The organism is Mycobacterium terramassiliense, assembly GCF_900157385.1.
Classification (GTDB): Bacteria; Actinomycetota; Actinomycetes; order Mycobacteriales; family Mycobacteriaceae; genus Mycobacterium; species Mycobacterium terramassiliense.
Map to the genome: position 1 here is coordinate 2,400,147 of NZ_LT717701.1, position 18,250 is coordinate 2,418,396.

14 protein-coding genes are annotated in these 18,250 nt (G+C 66.7%); 7 read left to right on the forward strand and 7 right to left on the reverse strand.

The genetic code is table 11. The features are described from left to right. Positions 1-28 precede the first annotated feature (28 nt). The 7 genes from MTAB308_RS26050 to MTAB308_RS26080 all read left to right on the forward strand — a co-directional run bounded on the left by MTAB308_RS26050 (position 29) and on the right by MTAB308_RS26080 (position 5,937). A complete protein-coding gene (locus MTAB308_RS26050; protein WP_077103457.1) occupies positions 29-916 on the forward strand; it encodes an AAA family ATPase in 888 nt (295 codons plus the stop codon). After that, positions 916-2,364 (forward strand): vWA domain-containing protein, encoded by a 1,449-nt coding sequence (locus MTAB308_RS26055; protein ID WP_077103459.1) that lies wholly within the window; start codon positions 916-918, stop codon positions 2,362-2,364. The genes MTAB308_RS26050 and MTAB308_RS26055 overlap by 1 nt, the downstream gene beginning before the upstream one ends. A gap of 238 nt (positions 2,365-2,602) precedes the next feature. Further along, on the forward strand, positions 2,603-3,247 hold the full coding sequence (gene nadD / locus MTAB308_RS26060) for a nicotinate-nucleotide adenylyltransferase (RefSeq protein ID WP_077103461.1): 645 nt from the start codon (positions 2,603-2,605) through the stop codon (positions 3,245-3,247). After that, on the forward strand, positions 3,244-3,651 hold the full coding sequence (rsfS, locus tag MTAB308_RS26065; protein WP_077103463.1) for a ribosome silencing factor: 408 nt from the start codon (positions 3,244-3,246) through the stop codon (positions 3,649-3,651). The genes nadD and rsfS overlap by 4 nt, the downstream gene beginning before the upstream one ends. Before the next feature lie 7 nt (positions 3,652-3,658). Continuing rightward, positions 3,659-4,339 carry a glucosyl-3-phosphoglycerate phosphatase gene (gene gpgP, locus MTAB308_RS26070; RefSeq protein ID WP_077103465.1) on the forward strand — a complete coding sequence of 227 codons (681 nt, stop codon included), beginning with the start codon at positions 3,659-3,661 and terminating at the stop codon, positions 4,337-4,339. Continuing rightward, positions 4,329-5,096: a diglucosylglycerate octanoyltransferase gene (gene octT, locus MTAB308_RS26075; protein WP_077103467.1), complete on the forward strand. Its 768-nt coding sequence runs from the start codon at positions 4,329-4,331 to the stop codon at positions 5,094-5,096. The genes gpgP and octT overlap by 11 nt, the downstream gene beginning before the upstream one ends. 4 nt (positions 5,097-5,100) lie before the next feature. Then, the gene (locus MTAB308_RS26080) at positions 5,101-5,937 is read left to right on the forward strand and encodes a DegV family protein (RefSeq protein WP_077103469.1); all 837 of its coding nucleotides are present in this window, start codon (positions 5,101-5,103) and stop codon (positions 5,935-5,937) included. Here the strand turns inward: MTAB308_RS26080 and MTAB308_RS26085 are convergent. The 7 genes from MTAB308_RS26085 to MTAB308_RS26115 form a co-directional block, all read right to left on the reverse strand. Beyond that, positions 5,920-8,856 (reverse strand): MMPL/RND family transporter, encoded by a 2,937-nt coding sequence (locus tag MTAB308_RS26085; protein WP_077103471.1) that lies wholly within the window; start codon positions 8,854-8,856, stop codon positions 5,920-5,922. The two genes, MTAB308_RS26080 and MTAB308_RS26085, sit on opposite strands and share 18 nt — an antisense overlap. After that, positions 8,853-9,290, reverse strand: coding sequence for an MmpS family transport accessory protein (locus MTAB308_RS26090; RefSeq protein WP_077104815.1), 438 nt, complete (start codon positions 9,288-9,290; stop codon positions 8,853-8,855). Before MTAB308_RS26090 ends, MTAB308_RS26085 begins: the two co-directional genes overlap by 4 nt. 144 nt (positions 9,291-9,434) lie before the next feature. Further along, complete coding sequence (locus tag MTAB308_RS26095) at positions 9,435-10,493, reverse strand: NAD(P)H-dependent amine dehydrogenase family protein (protein ID WP_077103473.1); 1,059 nt, start codon at positions 10,491-10,493, stop codon at positions 9,435-9,437. Positions 10,494-10,547: 54 nt separating this feature from the next. Continuing rightward, positions 10,548-12,260 (reverse strand): AMP-binding protein, encoded by a 1,713-nt coding sequence (locus MTAB308_RS26100; RefSeq protein ID WP_245831562.1) that lies wholly within the window; start codon positions 12,258-12,260, stop codon positions 10,548-10,550. A gap of 73 nt (positions 12,261-12,333) precedes the next feature. Then, positions 12,334-13,464 (reverse strand): acyltransferase PE, encoded by a 1,131-nt coding sequence (gene pe / locus MTAB308_RS26105; RefSeq protein WP_077103477.1) that lies wholly within the window; start codon positions 13,462-13,464, stop codon positions 12,334-12,336. A gap of 40 nt (positions 13,465-13,504) precedes the next feature. Then, positions 13,505-16,489, reverse strand: a complete 2,985-nt coding sequence (locus tag MTAB308_RS26110) for an MMPL/RND family transporter (protein ID WP_077103479.1) — start codon at positions 16,487-16,489, stop codon at positions 13,505-13,507. Between the two features lie 56 nt (positions 16,490-16,545). Continuing rightward, entirely contained in the window at positions 16,546-17,967 is a 1,422-nt protein-coding gene (locus MTAB308_RS26115) for a condensation domain-containing protein (protein ID WP_077103481.1), read from the reverse strand. Between the last annotated feature and the right edge of the window lie 283 nt (positions 17,968-18,250).

The following is an 18,250-nucleotide window of genomic DNA, read 5'->3' on the forward strand; positions in this document are numbered from 1 at the left end:
CCGAGAAAGCTTTAGGAGAACTGAGATTGTGAGTGTGCCCGCCCGGCCGGCGCCGTTGTTCGCCGACATCGACGACGTCTCGCGGCGGTTGGCCGAGACCGGTTACCTGCCCGACACCGCCACCGCGACCGCCGTGTTCCTGGCCGACCGGCTCGGCAAGCCGCTGCTGGTGGAGGGTCCCGCCGGCGTCGGCAAGACCGAGCTGGCCCGCGCGGTGGCCCAGGCCACCGGCTCGGGCCTGGTGCGCCTGCAGTGCTACGAGGGCGTCGACGAGGCGCGCGCGCTCTACGAGTGGAACCACGCCAAGCAGATACTTCGTATTCAGACCGGCAACGCTGCCGGACAAGGTGACTGGGACCAGACCAAGGACGACGTGTTCAGCGAGGAGTTCCTGCTGCAGCGTCCGCTGCTGACCGCCATCCGGCGCACCGAGCCGACCGTGTTGCTGATCGACGAGACCGACAAGGCCGACATCGAGATCGAGGGCCTGCTGCTCGAGGTGCTGTCCGACTTCGCGGTGACCGTCCCCGAACTGGGCACCATCACCGCCGAGCGGACGCCGCTCGTGGTGCTGACCTCCAACGCCACCCGCGAGTTGTCCGAGGCGCTCAAACGCCGCTGCCTGTTCCTGCACATCGACTTCCCGAGCCCCGACCTGGAGCGGCGCATCCTGCTGTCGCGCGTCCCGGAGCTGCCCGCGCACCTGGCCGAGGAGTTGGTGCGCATCATCGGCGTGCTGCGCGGGATGCAATTGAAGAAGGTGCCCTCCATCGCCGAGACGATCGACTGGGGCCGCACGCTGTTGGCGCTGGGCCTGGACACCATCGACGACGCGGTGGTCGCCCAGACACTCGGTGTGGTCCTCAAACACCAGTCCGACCAGCAACGCGCGGCCGGGGAGCTCAGGCTCAACTGATGGCCGCTCGGCGCACCCGTCCCACCCGGCCGCTCGCCCCGCACGGCCTGCCGGGCCACCTGGTGGGCTTCGTGGAAGCGCTTCGCGGCGTGGGTATTTCGGTGGGACCCTCGGAGACCGTGGACGCCGGCCGGGTGATGGCCACCCTCGGCCTGAGCGATCGCGAGGTGCTGCGCGAGGGCATCGCCTGCGCGGTGCTGCGCCGCCCCGATCACCGCGACACCTACGACGCCATGTTCGACCTGTGGTTCCCCGCGGCGCTGGGCGCGCGCGCGGTGGTCGCCGACGATGCGGCCGACGCGGAGTCGGGCGGCGAAGCGTTGCCGGCCGACGACGTCGAAGCCATGCGCCAGATGCTGCTGGACCTGCTCAACGAGAACCCCGACCTCGCGGACATGGACGAGCGCCTGGTGGCGATGGTCGCGCGGATCGTGGAGGCCTACGGCAAATACAGTTCCAGCCGCGGCCCGTCGTTCTCCTCGTATCAGGCGCTCAAGGCGATGGCGCTGGACGAATTGGAGGGCAAGCTGCTGGCTGGCCTGCTCGCCCCATACGGTGACGAGCCCACCCCCACCCAGGAGCAGATCGCCAAAGCCCTTGCCGCGCAGCGGATCACGCAGCTGCGCAAGATGGTCGACGCGGAGACCAAGCGCCGCACCGCCGAGCAGCTCGGCCGTGACCACGTCCAGATGTACGGCATCCCACAGCTTTCCGAGAACGTCGAGTTCCTGCGCGCTTCGGGCGAACAGCTGCGCCAGATGCAACGGGTGGTGGCGCCGCTGGCCCGCACCCTGGCGACCCGGCTGGCCGCCCGCCGGCGACGTTCGCGCGCCGGGGTGATCGACCTGCGCAAGACGCTGCGCAAGTCGATGTCCACCGGCGGCGTGCCGATCGACGTGGTGCTGGCCAGACCCCGTCCGGCGCGGCCGGAATTGGTGGTGCTGTGCGACGTGTCGGGTTCGGTCGCCGGGTTCAGCCACTTCACGCTGCTGCTGGTGCACGCGCTGCGCCAACAGTTCTCGCGGGTCCGCGTGTTCGCCTTCATCGACACGACCGACGAGGTGACCCACATGTTCGGGCCCGAAGCCGACCTGGCCGTGGCGATCCAGCGGATCACCCGCGAGGCGGGCGTGTACAGCCGCGACGGGCACTCCGACTACGGCAACGCGTTCGCGTCGTTCGCGCAGGCTTTTCCCAACGTGCTGTCGCCGCGCGCCTCGCTGCTGGTGCTCGGCGACGGCCGCACCAACTACCGCAATCCGGAGACCGAGCTACTGGCCCACATGGTGACCGCGAGCCGGCACGCGCACTGGCTCAACCCCGAACCCAAGCACCTGTGGGGCAGCGGCGACTCGGCGGTGCCGCGCTACCAAGAGGTCATCACGATGCACGAATGCCGGTCCGCCAAGCAACTGGCCGCGGTGATCGACCAGCTGCTGCCGGTGTGAGGGCGCGGGCGCCGTCACGTTTCACGTCGGCCACCCGCGTCCGCGTCGGCACCGATGCCCTTTGTGTCCGCCTCACCGCGACAACCGCGGATTGCCCTGCGTCACCGCGCCTTCGGCAGCCATTTGTCGCTGGGTGGCGGACGGACGACTTGCCGCCCGACGCCGGGGCTGGTGTGGCGGATGTGACCAGAGCCTGGGAAATCGGCCGCCATCGCCGGCTCAAGTAAGCTGGCACATCGTGCAAAAGCAGCTTCGCAGGTTGGGAGTGATGGGCGGGACGTTCGACCCCATCCATTACGGCCACCTGGTTGCCGCCAGTGAGGTTGCCGACCTGTTCGACCTCGATGAGGTGGTGTTCGTGCCCAGCGGCCAGCCGTGGCAGAAGAGCCGGCACGTCTCCGCCGCCGAGGACCGCTACCTGATGACGGTGATCGCCACCGCGTCCAATCCCCGCTTCTCGGTGAGCCGGGTCGACATCGACCGCGGCGGGCCCACCTACACCCGCGACACGCTGCGGGATCTGCACGCCCTCAACCCGGAATCGCGGCTGTACTTCATCACCGGCGCCGACGCGCTGGAAAGCATCCTGTCCTGGCAGGGCTGGGACGAGCTGTTCGGGCTGGCGCGCTTCATCGGCGTCAGCCGACCCGGATATGAGCTGCGACGCGAACACATCACCGGCGTGCTGGGCGAGCTGACCGAGGACGCGCTGACCCTCGTCGAGATCCCGGCGCTCGCGATCTCGTCGACCGACTGCCGCCAACGCGCCGAGCAGGGCCGCCCGCTGTGGTACCTGATGCCCGACGGCGTCGTGCAGTACGTCTCCAAGCGCGGCCTGTACCGGGCCGAACGAACCACCCTGGCCACGGGGAACAACCCGTGAGCGCCACGCAGGAGGCGATCGACATGGCGAGCGTCGCCGCCCGCGCGGCCGCCTCGAAACTTGCCGACGACGTGCTGGTCATCGACGTCTCGGGCCAGCTCGTCATCACGGACTGCTTCGTCATCGCCTCGGCGTCCAACGAGCGGCAGGTCAACGCGATTGTCGACGAGGTCGAGGAGAAAATGCGCAGGTCGGGTTACCGGCCCGCGCGGCGCGAGGGCGCCCGGGAGGGGCGTTGGACGCTGCTGGACTACCGCGACATCGTCGTGCACATCCAGCATCAGGACGACCGCAACTTCTACGCCCTGGACCGCCTGTGGGGTGATTGCCCGGTGGTGCCGGTGGACCTGGACGAGCGGGACGAGGACTCCGACGACCCGGCCGACTCGGCGAGCGCGCAATGAGGGCGCGATGAGAATCAGACGCCTGGTCATGTTGCGGCACGGGCAGACCGATTTCAATCTCGGCAGCCGGATGCAGGGCCAGCTGGACACCGAGCTCAGTGAATTGGGCCGCGCGCAGGCGGTGGCCGCCGCCGAGGTGCTGGGCAAGCTGCAGCCGCTGCTGATCGTCTCGTCGGACCTGCGGCGCGCGTACGACACGGCCGTCAAGCTGGGGGAGCGGACGGGGCTGAAGGTCTGGGTGGACGACCGGCTGCGCGAGACCCACCTCGGCGACTGGCAGGGCCTGACGCACGCGCAGATCGATGTGGAGGCCCCCGGTGCGCGCCTGGCCTGGCGCGAGGACGCGAGGTGGGCGCCGCATGGGGGGGAAAGCAGGGTCGATGTGGCCGCCCGCAGCCTGCCGCTGATCGCCGAACTGGTAGCCGGCGAGTCGGAGTGGGGCGACCCGAACCAGCCGGAGCGGCCGGTGGTGCTGGTCGCCCACGGCGGGCTGATCGCCGCCCTGTCGGCCGCGCTGCTGCGGCTCCCGGTCGACAACTGGCCGATCCTGGGCGGCATGGGCAACGCGAGTTGGGTGCAGCTGTCGGGTCACTCCGACGATTGGGGCGCCGGCGCCGATTTCGACGCCATCCGCTGGCGCCTGGATGTGTGGAACGCTTCGGCGCAGGTTTCCAACGATGTCCTCTGAACGTTCCCCCCGGCGGGGGTCCCGTCCCACCCTGCTGGTGTTCGCCGACTCCCTGTCCTACTACGGGCCGACCGGGGGCCTGCCCGCCGACGATCCGCGCATCTGGCCCAATATTGTTGCCGCACAACTTGATTGGGATGTCGAGCTGATCGGCCGCATCGGCTGGACCAGCCGCGACATCTGGTGGGCCGCGACCCAGGACCCGCGGGCCTGGGCGGCGCTGCCCAGGGCGGGGGCGGTGATCTTTGCGACCGGTGGCATGGATTCGCTGCCGTCGGTGTTGCCGACTGCGCTGCGCGAGTTGATCCGCTATGTGCGGCCACCGTGGCTGCGGCGCTGGGCCCGCGACGGCTACGGCTGGCTGCAGCCCAGGCTTTCGCCGGTGGCGAGGCCGGCCCTGCCGCCGCATTTGACCGCCGAATACCTCGAACAAACGCGTGCCGCAATCGATTTCAATCGTCCCGGCATCCCGATCGTCGCGTCGCTGCCGTCGGTGCACGTCGCGGAGACGTACGGCAAGGCCCACCACGGCCGGGCCGGGACCGTGGCGGCCATCACCGAATGGGCGCAGCAACACGACATTCCGCTGGTGGACCTGAAGGCCGCGGTGGCCGAACAGGTGATGAGTGGCCGCGGCAACCCCGACGGCATCCACTGGAATTTCGAGGCCCACCAGGCGGTTGCGGAGCTGATGCTCAAGGCGCTGGCCGAAGCCGTGCAGAAATCTGAAGTGCCCGAAGAGAAACCACGCGGGTAGGCGCATGTCTGTCGTGGTGGTGACCGATGCGTCGTCGCGCTTGCCCGCCGATCTGCTCGAAAAGTGGTCGATACGAGTGGTTCCGCTGCACGTCCTGCTCGACGGCCGCGACCTGCGTGACGGCATCGACGACGTCCCCGACGACATCTACCAGCGGCACGCCACCACCGCGGCGGCCACCCCCGCCGAACTGGCCAACGCCTACCAGCAGGCGCTGGCCGACAGCGGGGGCGACGGCGTGGTGGCGGTGCACATCTCCTCGGCGCTGTCGGGAACCTGCGGCGCCGCCCAGCGGACGGCGGCCGACCTCGACCCGAACGTGCGCGTCGTCGACTCGCGGTCCGCGGCGATGGGCACCGGTTTCGTCGCACTGGCCGCCGCCCGGGCCGCGGCCGCCGGCGGCGACCTGGACGTGGTCGCGGGCGCCGCGACGTCGGCCGTGGCGCGCGGCCGGGCGTTCATCGTGGTCCATCGGCTGGACAACCTGCGTCGCAGCGGGCGGATCGGCGGGGCCACGGCGTGGCTCGGCACCGCGCTGGCGCTCAAGCCGGTGCTGCGCATTGATGACGGGAAACTCGTTCTGGCCCAACGGATCCGCACCGTCACCCACGCGACGGCGGCGATGATCGACCGGGTTTGTGAGGTGGTCGGTGAGGCGCCCGCCGCCCTGGCGGTGCACCATGTCGCCAACCCGGACGGCGCGAAGGAGGTCGCCGCGGCCCTGGCGGAGCGGCTACCGGCGTGCGAGCCGGCGATCCTCACCCCGTTGGGGCCGGTGCTGGGGCTCCATGTCGGACCGGGCGCCGTCGCGGTGTGTCTGGACCTAGCTCCTGGCGGCTAACGGTGCCGGTGCCGTCACGCTGGGGGGACGGCCGTAGTCACCGCGCGGGTGAACAACGAGCGGCCACCAGAACCAGCGTCCGAGCAGGGTGGCGATCGACGGCATCAGTAGCGTGCGCACGATCAGGGTGTCGAGCAGCAGGCCGATGCACACCGTGGACCCGAACTGCCCCAGCACCCGCAGGTTGCTGCCGAGCATGGACGCCATGGTGAAGGCGAACACCAGCCCCGCGGCAGTCACCACCCCACCGGTGCCGGCCATCGATCGGATGATCCCCGTCTTGAGCCCGCGATGGATCTCCTCTTTGAACCGCGACACCAGCAGCAGGTTGTAGTCAGATCCGACTGCCAGCAGGATGATCACCGACAGCGCCATCACGATCCAGTGGATTCTGATGCCGAACAGATCCTGCCAAATCAGCACCGACAGCCCGAACGATGCGGCGATCGAACTGGCCGCGGTGCCGACGATCACGAGCGCGGCCACCACGCTCCGGGTGAGCAGCAGCATGATCATGAAGATCAGCGTCAGGGCCGACACCACGGCGATCATCAGGTCGTATTTCTCGCCGTCGGCCATGTCCTTGAACGTCGCGGCCGTTCCGCCGAGATACACCCGGGCATCCGCCAGCGAGGACTGTTTCAACCCCTCCTGCGCGGCGGTGCGTTCGGCGTCGACCCGTGCGATGCCATCCGGGGTCATGGGATCGCCCTGGTGGGTGATGAAGAACCGCGCCGACTTACCGTCCGGCGACAGGAACATGCGAAGCCCCGTCTGGAAATCCGGGTTGTCGAAGGCCTCCGGGGGCAAATAGAAGAAGTCGTCGTTCTTGGACTGATCGAAGCTTTGGCCCATGACGATGGCGGTATTGCTCATCGCCTCCATCTGGTTGATCATCGCCTGGAACGTCTGGTAGAGCGTCAGCGTGATGCCCCGGGTGTTCTTCAGCGTCGAGATCAGTACGGGGAACAGCGCATTCAGGTCGTGTGTGGCCTTGGCGGTGTGCGCGATATCGGCGGTGAGGTAGTGGAACTGCTCGGCGAGCTGGTCGAACCCGTCGAAGGTGTCGAAGAGGGACCGCAGCCCGATGCACAACGGGATGTCATAGCAGTGCCTCTCCCAGTAGAAGTAGGTGCGTATCGGCCGGAAGGTGTCGTCGAAATCCGCGATGTGGTCGCGCAGCTTGTCGGTGATCTGTGAGGTCACCGCGGTGGTCTTTGCGCTGTCGTCGGCGGCGTTGGCCAGGTCCAGCGACACCTCGTACTGGCGTTGCGTGGTGTCGATCTGGGTCTGCAGGTCGTCGGCCATCCTGAGGATGTCGTTCATGCGCTCCTTGAGGAAGCTCATGTTCTGCATCGTCGTCTGACTCTGGATGCTGTTCTGGAACGGAATCGAGCTGTGCTGGATCGGGATCCCCAGTGGCCTGGTGATGTCCTGGACCATGGCGATGCCGAGCGTGCGCATCTCGTTCTTTGCCACCCGGTCCAACACCAGCATGTCGGCCGGGTTGCGCATGTCATGATCGGACTCGACCATCAACAGGTCGGGATTCATTCGCGCCTCGGAGAAATGCCGGTTCGCCGCCTCTTGCCCCTGATTGGACGGGGCTGACAACGGCAGGTAATGGCGGTCGTTGTAGCTCGTGTGATAGCTCGGCAGGGCGATCATGCCGACCAGCACGATCGCGCCGCTGACGGCCAAAATCGGTGCGGGCCAACGCACTACGGCGGTACCCACCCGCCGCCACAGCCGACCGCGCTTGGCCTGCCTTTCGAAGAGGTGGAAGCGACTGCCGGCGAAGACGACCGCGGGGCCCAGCGTAAGCCCGGCCGCGACCACGACCAGCATGCCGATCGCCACCGGTGCGCCCATGGTGTTGAACCAGGGCAACCGCGAAAAACTGAGGCAATAGGTCGCCCCGGCGATCGTCAGGCCCGATCCCAAGACGACGGGGGCGACGCCCTTGAATGTGGTGTAGTACGCGCTCTCTCGATCCTCACCGGCGGCCAATGCTTCTTGATAGCGGCCGACGAGGAAGATGCCGTAGTCCGTTCCGGCGGCGATCGCCAGCATGGTGAGGATGTTGGCGGCGAAGGTGGTGAGCCCGAATGCGTTGTGGTAGGCGAGAACCGCGACGACCCCCCGCGAGCAGGCCAGCGCGACAAAGGTCATGAACAGCTGGACGAGCGTGGTGACGATGGACCGGTAGACCAGCAGCAACATGATCGCAATGGCGCCCAGCGTGAACAACGTGATCTTGGCCAGGCTGGCGTTGCCGATGATGTGCATGTCGTCGGACAGCGCGGCGGGACCGGTGACGTAGGCCTTCACGCCGGGCGGCGCCTTGTTCTCCTCGATCACCTTGCGGACCGCGTCCACGGACTCGTTGGCCTGCGTGGTGCCTTGATTACCGGCAAGGTTGATCTGCACATAGGCGGCCTTGGCGTCGGCGCTCTGGGCGCCCGCCGCCGTCAGCCGGTCACCCCAGAAGTCCTGGATGTGCTGGATGTGCTTGGGGTCTCCGCGGAGCTGTCGAATCAGCTTGTCGTAGTACTGGTGCGCTTCGGGGCCGAGGGGTTGCTGGCCCTCCAGGACGATCATCACCGTGCTGTTGGAATCGAATTCGCGGAAGTTATGACCCAGGCGCATCATCGCCTTCATCGACGGCGCGTCCAGGGGCGCCATCGGCGCCGAGTGCGCCTCGCCGACTTTTTCCAGCGTGGGGACGATGACGTTCACCAACACGGTGATGGCCACCCAGGCCACAATGATCGGTATCGCGAAGATGCGGATCGCGTGGGGGAGATAAGGACGGTGGCCGCGATCCGCCATGCTGGGCTTGTTGGTCGGGATCGGGCCCGTGGCTTCGTCGTCTGCGGCGCTTCTCGCGCCGGAATCGGCCTTGTCGGTGTCGGTCATGCGGACTTCACCAGGCAAAAGGTCTGAGCGTTATGGCCGTCGGAATTCTGGTTGTCGCGGACGACACCGTCCACGATGATCTTGCAGCTGATTCGGCTGCCGTCGCTTTGCGCCATGATATTGGCGCTCACCGACGGGAGCGTGGTGGAGATGGTGGTCGACCAGGGCAGCGGGGCGTCGTTGATTTGGTGGGTGTTGGCGTTCTCGTCCCAGTAGTTGATGTTCGCGGTGGACCCCGGCGGGCCGGAGACGTCGTAGACGACGACCTTCGGATTGAACTGAACGATCTCGATCCCCTTGCCCGCGTTCGCGTTGAGGTCCTGGGACCCGAAGATTTTGTGCAGCCGCGAGACGACCAAGGTTGAGACGGCGAGCACGACCACCAACACCAGCGGAATCCACGCTCGTTTGAGCGCCCGGGTTAGGGCCTTCACCTTGACCGCCTTCCGCTCGCCCTGCGGACCACCGGCGCCACCGACAACGCCGGTTCGCCGATACATTGCTCAGCTAAGCATCGTAAACCGTAGTGCACGGAACCGTTCCTGTGGGGTGCCGACTTTGTGGCGGCCAACACAGGGTCAGCGGGCCACCCGGCCGGTGACGGGCGGGAGGTCGGCGAGCGTGACGATGCCCGGCTTGGCGGCGACGACGGCCGGGACCGCGTTGGTCACCGGCATCGCCGTGTAGATCATTCCCAGCCCCATGAATCCGGGCTCCGTCCAATCCTTCGGCGGCAGGCAGTGCAGCACGGTGCGCATGTTGGGCAGGCCGAATACCTGAATGACGTGGCCGTGCTCGAGGGGTTTGGGCGGCACCACGTGATTGCCCATCGTCCAGTTGAACCCGACGCTGACGACGTTGCGATCGCCTTCCCAGCCGCGGTGGTAACCGTAGACGCTGCCCACCGTTCCCGCGGGGATCTTCATGAAGCCCAGATCGGAGTCGGCGGTGGCCGCGGTGAAGGTGACATCGAAGGTCATCCTGTCCAGCTTCGCTCCGATCGCGTCGGCCATCATCGCGGCGGACTCCGCGAAGACCTCGCTTTCGGTCCGCACACTCTCGGCCAGCCCCGGGGTGTCGGGGTCCTGCGAGAACCCCATCGCCGTCTGGGTTTCGGCCGACTCGTACGTCGAGCAGTCCACCGACTCGGTGATGCGGATCTCGTCGACGCGCTCGCAGGAGGCGGACAGCACCATGCCCACCATGTTCGTCATCCCGGGGTGCGCCCCGCTGCCGAAGATCGTCGAACCGCCCCGCTCGCAGGCGTCCGCGATGCGCTTGCGGTCCGCCGGTGTCTGCTTGCCGCCGGTGATCCATGCGGCGCTCGTGCACACGTTGACGCCCGCCTGAAGCAGCCGCACGAGTTCATCGATGTTGGGCCACAACGGGTTATAGCAACACGCGTCGGGCCGCAATGCCAGCAGCGCGTCGATGTCGTTGGTGGCCTTGACCCCGGTCGGCTCCGGCCACCCGGACAGTTCGGCGGCGTCGACCCCGACCTTTTCGGCACCGTGGGCATACACCCCGACCAACTCCATGTCGGGCCGGCCGATGATGGCGTGCAGCGAGCGCCGCCCGATGTTGCCGGTGGTCCACTGAATCACGCGAAACGGACGGTCTGGGCTGGTTGTGCTCATCGAATGGCTCCTTTGCCGGTGCGGTTGGACCATTATGTGCAACCGAGGTCGGGCTCAGGCGTCCAGTCGGGTGAATTGGTCCTGGCGGTATTGCTCGACGCAGGCGGCGCGCCGGATCTTGCCGCTCGTCGTGGTGGGAATCGACCCGGGTGGCACCAGGACGAGGTCCCCGACAGCCAACCCGTGCGCGTTGGATATCGCCGAGGTGACTTCGCTTTTGACACCGGTGAGCCAGTGCGTCGCCTCCTCGGCGGATTCGCCCCGCTTCTTGAGCTCGATGACGGTGACCAGCTTCTCGGTGCTGTTCACCGGGACCGATATCGCCGCGACCCGGCCGCCCGTGATCTCTTGGACCGTCGCCTCGATGTCCTCTGGATAGTGATTGCGCCCGCGGATGATCAGCAGATCCTTGATGCGGCCGACAATGAACAGCTCACCTTCGAAGACGAAACCCAGGTCGCCGGTTCTCAGCCACGGTCCCTCGGCCGTGCCCGGCGACGGGTCGACGAGCACCGCGCCGAAGCAGCGCTGCTCCTCCGGCGGTTTGCCCCAGTAGCCGTCGGCGACATTGGGGCCATGCAGCCAGATCTCGCCGACCGCGCCGGGCGGGCACTCGCGGCTGTCGGAGTCGACGATGCGCAGCGTGGGTGATTGCGGCACTTTGTATTTGACCAGTGCCGTGCCGGTGTCCTCCGCGCAGCGCTGAACACGGCCGGCGGAGAGCTCCGCGGCGTCGAAATGAACCGCGCCCGACGAATCGTTCCAGGTGCCCGCCGTCACGAAGACCGTCGCTTCCGCAAGACCGTACGAGGGACGCACCATGTCATCGCGAAAATTGAAGTGAGCGAACCGATCAACAAAACGTTGCAGTGTGGCCGGCTCGACACGTTCGGCTCCGCTGATGATGCCCAGCACCCCGCCGAGGTCGAGCCCGGCCAGGTCGCCCTCGGTTGTTTTGCGGGCGGCCAGGTCGTAGGCGAAGTTCGGCGCCGCGGAAAACGCGTGCGGGTTTCTCGCCAAAGCTTGCACCCATCTGGCCGGCCGCTCCAAAAACGCGACGGGACTGGTCAGCTCGCCGCGAAAGCCGCCCAGGATCGGTGCGCAGACCCCGAGCACCAGGCCCATGTCGTGGTAAAAGGGCAACCAGGAAACGATCGTGAGATCCGACGGGACTTTGATCTGGGACTCCGCGAAGAAGCTGCGCATCAGCTGGTCGAAATTCACCTGCAGGTTGCGGTGCGAGATCATGACCCCGGTCGGCAGCCGGGTGGAACCCGAGCTGTACTGCAAATAGGCGGTGCTCGGCAAATCGGCTGTGCGGCCGCTCGTTCCGGCATCGGTTTCCAGATCCAGCGCATCGACTTCGATGATCTTCGGAGCGGCCCGAAGGCCGGCCTGGTCGATGTATTCGGCGATGTCATGCGCCACCGCGGACGTGGTGAGAACGACCGCGGGCGACGTGTCGGACAGAACCGCGCCCACCCGCTCATGGGTCGAGCCGCGGTGCGGCAGCGGGAGTGGAACCGCGACGAGCCCGGCCTGCATCGATCCCAGGAATGCGGCGATGTAGTGCAAGCCCTGGGGAGCCAGGATCACCGCCCGGTCCCCGGCCGACCCGTGCCGGCCGAGCTCGCGTCCCAGGTTGAGCGTTCGGCGGGATAGCTGTGACCACGTGAGGCTTTCGGGGACGCCGGCCCAGTCGTGCTCGTAATCGGTGAAGGTGAACGCTATGTCATCGGGTCGCAGGCTGGCGCGCCCGTGCAGCATCGAAAGCACGGATGATTGAGGCGGTGGTGTCACATTACGTCCGTACTGGTTTGTCCAACGCGTCGCATCGACGTCAGTGGTCGGCCTGTCCCGCGCCGTGCGACAACACGGACATGGCACCGGCAAGGATCTGCGAGAACGGGTCCGCACCGCCGCCGAAGGTCGCCTGGTTGGCCGGCGCGGTGACCTCCGCCGGGTCGAAGCCGTGCACCGGATCCACCTGAACCGGAGCGGTCGACGGGTCGTCGTTTCGCGAATAGCCGGCGTTCACCCGGGGCATCAGGATCGCGTCGAGTTTGTTCAGCGTGTCTTCCGGGATCCCGATGTATTTCAGCGGCATGACCAGCGGAAGGTGCTTCTCCGGGACCATGATCGTCGTGTCTTTGGCGCCCCTGGAGTTGATCGTCGTCCGGATGTTCTGCGGCGGCACCATGCTCGGGTTCGTGAAGGCCACCGCGGTGTGACCGGTGGCGAGGCCCATCAGCGTGTTGGCGAACGCGAACATGTTGTCCGGCCGGTCGGGGAAGTCCGCGATGGAGTCGTAGGCGGCCACGAACCTGTTGGTGTCGTACTGGCTCTCGTACGGCGGCGGCATGGTGTAGTCGAGCGCGGGAACGACGCTGCCGACCGGGAACATGGCCGTCAGGAAGCTCTGACCGAAGGCGTGATGCCCGATCGGGTCGCCGAATGTGGCGAAGTTCAGCGTGTTCGGTGGGGGAGCGGAGGGGTCACTCGCCAGCCGCGCCTGCGCGCCGTCCACCACGAACCCGCCCTCGGACAAGCCGATCGCCGTACCCGGGCCACCGGTTTTGATCGCGGCCATAAGGTTGTCCACTCCCGTGTCGACCGACTCGCCGACGCTCGGGCCGTCCAGACCGAGGCCCGGAAAGATCTCATCGCCGACCTTGCCGATGCCCGGGAAGAGTCGCCCCAGCACGTGGCCCTGAACCTGGCCCGCCGGGTATCCGACGATCTCGCGCTTCTGGCCGGGGAACCATTGGGCGCCCTCCTGACGGATGTACTCGTCATAGGGGATGCCCAGCACGTGAGCGCCGCCCAGGGCGAACGCGGTCTGGTCTCCCGGCGCTCCGGGGGTCGGCGGACCGCCGATCGGCGTGTCGTCGGCGGAGACCCTGCCGGCGCCCAAATACCCTGTGGCGCCAACAGTTACCAGCGCCGTCACTCCGGCGAGTAGTTTCTTCATCCCTACCCCTGACCCCTCGGCTTCTCTAGTCTCACATACGTCATGGGTGCGCCCTAACCGGGTTGCGGCCGGACGCCCGTGACGGCCACCAGTTCGCCCGGCCGACCAGCGCGGCGACGGCGGGCACCGTGATGGTGCGCACCAAGAACGTGTCCAGCAAGATTCCCACACCGATCACGAAGCCGCCCTGGACCACGGTTCCGATGCTGGAGAACAGCAGACCGCCCATCGACGCGGCGAAGATCAGCCCCGCGGCGGTGATCACCCCGCCCGTCGAACCCAGGGTGCGAATAATGCCGTAACGCATGCTGCGCGGAGATTCGTCACGCATTCGCGAGACGAGCAGCATGTTGTAGTCGGCCCCCACCGCGACCAACACCACGAATGCCAACGGCGGCACGCTCCAATGCAATTGCTGGCCGAGCAGGAATTGGAACACCAAAACGCCGATTCCCACCGCTGACAAAAACGAAATGACTACGGAAGCAACGAGATACAGCGGCGCGACAATCGCACGGAGCAGCGCTATCAGGGTCAGCAGCACGACGAGCAGGGTCACCGCGATGATGAACCGGATGTCGTGTTGGTAGTAGTCGCGCGTGTCTTTCAGGCCAACGGTGTATCCCGCCATCGATACCGTGGCGTCGGACAGCGAGGTATTCGGTTGGGCTCCCCGGGCCGTCGCGCTGATCGCGTTGACCTGGTCCATGGCTTCGGTGCTGAACGGGTTGAGTTTGGTTTGCACCAGGTACCGCACCGAGTGGCCGTCCGGCGAAATGAATGCCCTGGCGGCCTGCTGGAACTCCTTCAAATGCAGCAGCTGCGACGGGATGTTGAAACCGGCCATCGCCGGTTGTGCCGCGTCCTGTTTCAGCGACAACAGGAACGCCGCCGACTCGCTGAGGCCGGCGCCGAGCTGTTTGACCTGGTCGACGAGCTGGGCCACCGCGTCGGCCACTTGCCGGCTCCCACCGGCGAATCGGTCGGCGCCACTTTGCAGGCTGTTCAGGTTCGCTTGCAGGCCGCCGGGCTGGTCGATTCCCATGGAATGCAGCACGTTGGTGAGCTTTACCAGGGCGACACGCAGGCGCTCCGTCGACGCTTTCAGGGCCCGTTTGTCCTGGTATTCCTGCAGCTGGTGGGCCAGGTCGTTGATCGCGTCGAGGTCTGCCTGGTCGCGCGCGCCGGTCAGCTGCTCGAACGTCCCGCGGGTGGCGCTGCACGACGCGTCGGCATCGCAGATCGGGTTACCCTGCAGCGCCGTCAGCACCGGGCCCATCCAGGCGAACATGTTCTTGGCGGCCGAGAAATTCCAGCCCATGGCGTTGCTGAGCGCGTTGACGTGGTCGACCAGTTGGGCCGTGAGGTCGACCTCTTTGACCAGCGTGTCCCCGCTGTACTGGTTCTTCGTCGACGAGAAGGCATTCTCGAGTTCCTGCACGCTGGTGGCGAGCTGGGTGACCTGGCCGCGGACCTCGCGGAGGTTGTTGGCCAGCGTGCCGGCCCCGTCGACCAGCCGATTGAGATCGCTTGCGTGGTCGTTGATCAGGTTGGAGCCACCGGCGAGCATGGTGCCGATGGCGCCGGCCTGATAGGTGGCCCTGAATTGCTCCGGGACGCTTCCGGTGGGGCGGGTGATGCCGCTGACGGCGGCGACGTTCGGCAGCTGGCTGACCCGGGTGGCCATCTGCTCGAGGTCCGCCAGGGCTTGCGGGGTGCGAAGGTCACGCGGCGACTGGACGAGGATGTACTCCGGGATGGACTGATTCACGTTGAAATGGCGATCGAGCGCGGCGTACCCCACCGAGCTGGGCGCGGAGGGCCGGAGGGCCTTGCGATCGTCGTAGTTGTAGCGCACCAAGCCTGCGCAGCTGGCCAGGATGATCAGCACGAGCAGGCTGGCAACCAGGTGGGCCCTGGGCCGGCGCACGATGCGTACGCCGGAGCGCCGCCAGAACCGAGCGGTCAGCTCGCGCCGCGGCTTGACCCAGCCTCGCGGCCCGGCGAGCACCAAGATCGCCGGCAGCAGCGTCACCGCGGCAAGGAATGCCACGCCGATTCCGATCGCCGACGACGCCCCGACCGTTTTGAACACCCCCATCCGGGCGAAGCTGATCAGCAGAAACGTGATTCCCACGGTGGTGGCCGACGCGGCAATCACCTTTCCGATCGAGCTCATCGCCCGCCTGACCGCATCATCCGGATCCGCACCGGAGCGCCGATAGTCGTGATAGCGGCTGATGAGAAAGACCGCGTAGTCCGTCCCGGCGCCGGCCATGATCGCGCTCAGAAACACCATGGACTGGTTCGACACGCCCGAGCCCGTCAGCTGCGAGTATCCCGCCACCACCGCCTGCGCGATCACCAGGGACAACCCGATCGTCATCAGTGGCAACAGCATGGTGACGAGGCTGCGGTAGACCACCAGCAGGACGATGAGCACCAAGACGCCGATCGCCAGCTCGATGGGAAGCCTGTCCCGGTCACCCGCGACGGTGAGGTCGGCGACGGTCGCCGCGGGGCCGGTGACGTTAGCGGTCAGGGGGGTTCGGGCGACCGTGCGTTTGACGAGGTCGCTGATCCGGTTGAACGCGGCGTAGGACCGCGGCGTGCCCAATTCGCCCGCGACGCCGACCGGCAGCACCCAGGCTTTGTGGTCCGCGCTGGTCACGACCTGACGCAGGGGTGGCGTGGTGACGAAGTCCTGCACCATCGCGACGTCCCGCGTGTCCTGCCGCAGCGCGTTGACGAGTTTGCGGTACACGGCTTCGTCGTCGGGCCCGAGCCCCTTGTCGTTGGTCAGGACCACCAGCAGGAGGTCCTCGGAGCCCGATTCGTGAAACGCCTCGGTCATCTTGCGAGTGGTGACGCTCGACGGTGCGTCGCTGGGCAGGAGGGCCAGGGGATGCTTCTGGGCCATTTCGCCCAACGATGGGAGTGTCAGCGACAGGGCGACCGCGATCGCGACCCACGTCCCAATCACTATCCAGGGCCAACGCACCACAAAATCGGCTAGCCGTCGCATTTCGCCCTCACCTCAAACCGTGCAATTCCGCGTCGCGAACGTCGGGTTACCCCACGCTACGCAACGCGTCCCCAATGGCCGCTGGCGGCGACCCGCGCGCAGACCGACTTCATCGCTTCCATATAGCGGGTCACTGATTTCTGGGCGACCGGATTGTCGGGAAACATGATCGCCATCGCGGTGCCCTCGCCGTACCGAAATACGTAAATTGTCAACTGATACGAATACCGGCCGTCGGAGTAGATTCCGATGTTGTTCGCATAACCCAGGTCGGCGGCGGCCAGGACGGCATTGAGCGGGGCCGCGCCGCCATGCAAGAAGTTCGATACCGGAAAGTTGGGCTGCGGCCAGTTCAACCAGGGCGCCAGCTCCAAGACGCGGTAATACGGCACCTTCGCCAAGTGCAGGCCGGAATCGAACGACGCCTGCGCCGCCCACGCGGCGTCGCCGAAGGAGGCCGCCGCTATTGGCACGGTGATGGGGACGAGGCCGGTGAACCAGCCCTGCGTCATGAAGTTATCGGTGGTCCTGCGGGTGTCCCGGGGTGTGAGGCCGTAGTAGGTGAGGGCGCCGGTGAATTCGTGCTCTACCAGGGCGAAGCAGGCGAACAACCCGCCGATGAAGCGCGCGCCGACCGCGGCGCACGCCGAATCGAACCGCTCCGTCTGTGCTGCGTCCATCAAGAATTCGGAGATCAATTCGCTGCCGCCCGGCTCCAACGGGTTGCCGAGTGGGAGCGGAAATTCGGGAAAGCCGCCATTGTTGTTCTCCGCGAAGTCGATCCACGCGCGCACCCCGGGCGAATCTACGGTTAACGTCGAGGTGTAATGGCGTTCGCGGGCGCAAAAATCGTCAAAGCTACCGGCATCGGGAAGTGCGAGGGGCTCGCCGCCCCCGCTCAGCGCCGCATACATTCCATTGGCCTCGAGCATCGTCGTGCCAATCAGCGTCGCGTCCCCGTGAACGTGATCCATGGCGGCAAAGAACGTAAAATGATCCTCGTTTTGGATGATTCCGAAGGTGAAGCAGCCCCATTCCAGCGGGTTCGGTATGGCCACGACGTGAGCGCGTATTTCGTCGACCGTCATCTTGCCGTGTTCGATCGGCATGAATTCGATGTCGGCGGGATCGCTGAGGCTGTGCCGGACGAACTCGCCATTACCCGTGTGGCGGAACCAGCTGCGGAACGTGTCATGCCGGCGCAGGTACGCGTTGACGGCGTGATGCATGGCAGAAACGTCGCACCGACCGGGCACTTCACAGGTCGCGATGATCTGCCGGGAAAAGTCCAGCCCCGCGTCCGTCCGTTCGTGATAGTTGCGGAGGTGTTGGCCCTGCATGTAGCTGACCGGCACGGAACTGGCCGGCGCGTGCCGGACCTTCTCGGCGGACGTGGTCGTCGGGTGCCAGGAGATGACTGATCCCGGGATCGGCGCCCAATCGCCCAATGAGCCGATCGTGATCTTCCCGATTCGCAATATTGTTCTCCCCGGTCTGCGCGGCTGATTCGGCCGCTGCTAGCGACACCAAGATAACCCTCTCGGCGAGCACCGTCGGCGGTATGCGCGGACGCGTCCCCCCATTCGAAGGCGCACCGCCGCGGTCGTGGCGACCGCCCCGGCGTGGGACGCGACCCCGCCGCCACGCCCCGACCATACTTGCGCGATGCGCCGCAGGAAGCATCCACACTTGGCATACTTGCCGTCGGAGGTGGTTCGGCTGCGGCAACCGGGTCGGCATGTGTACATTCGCCACGACGGT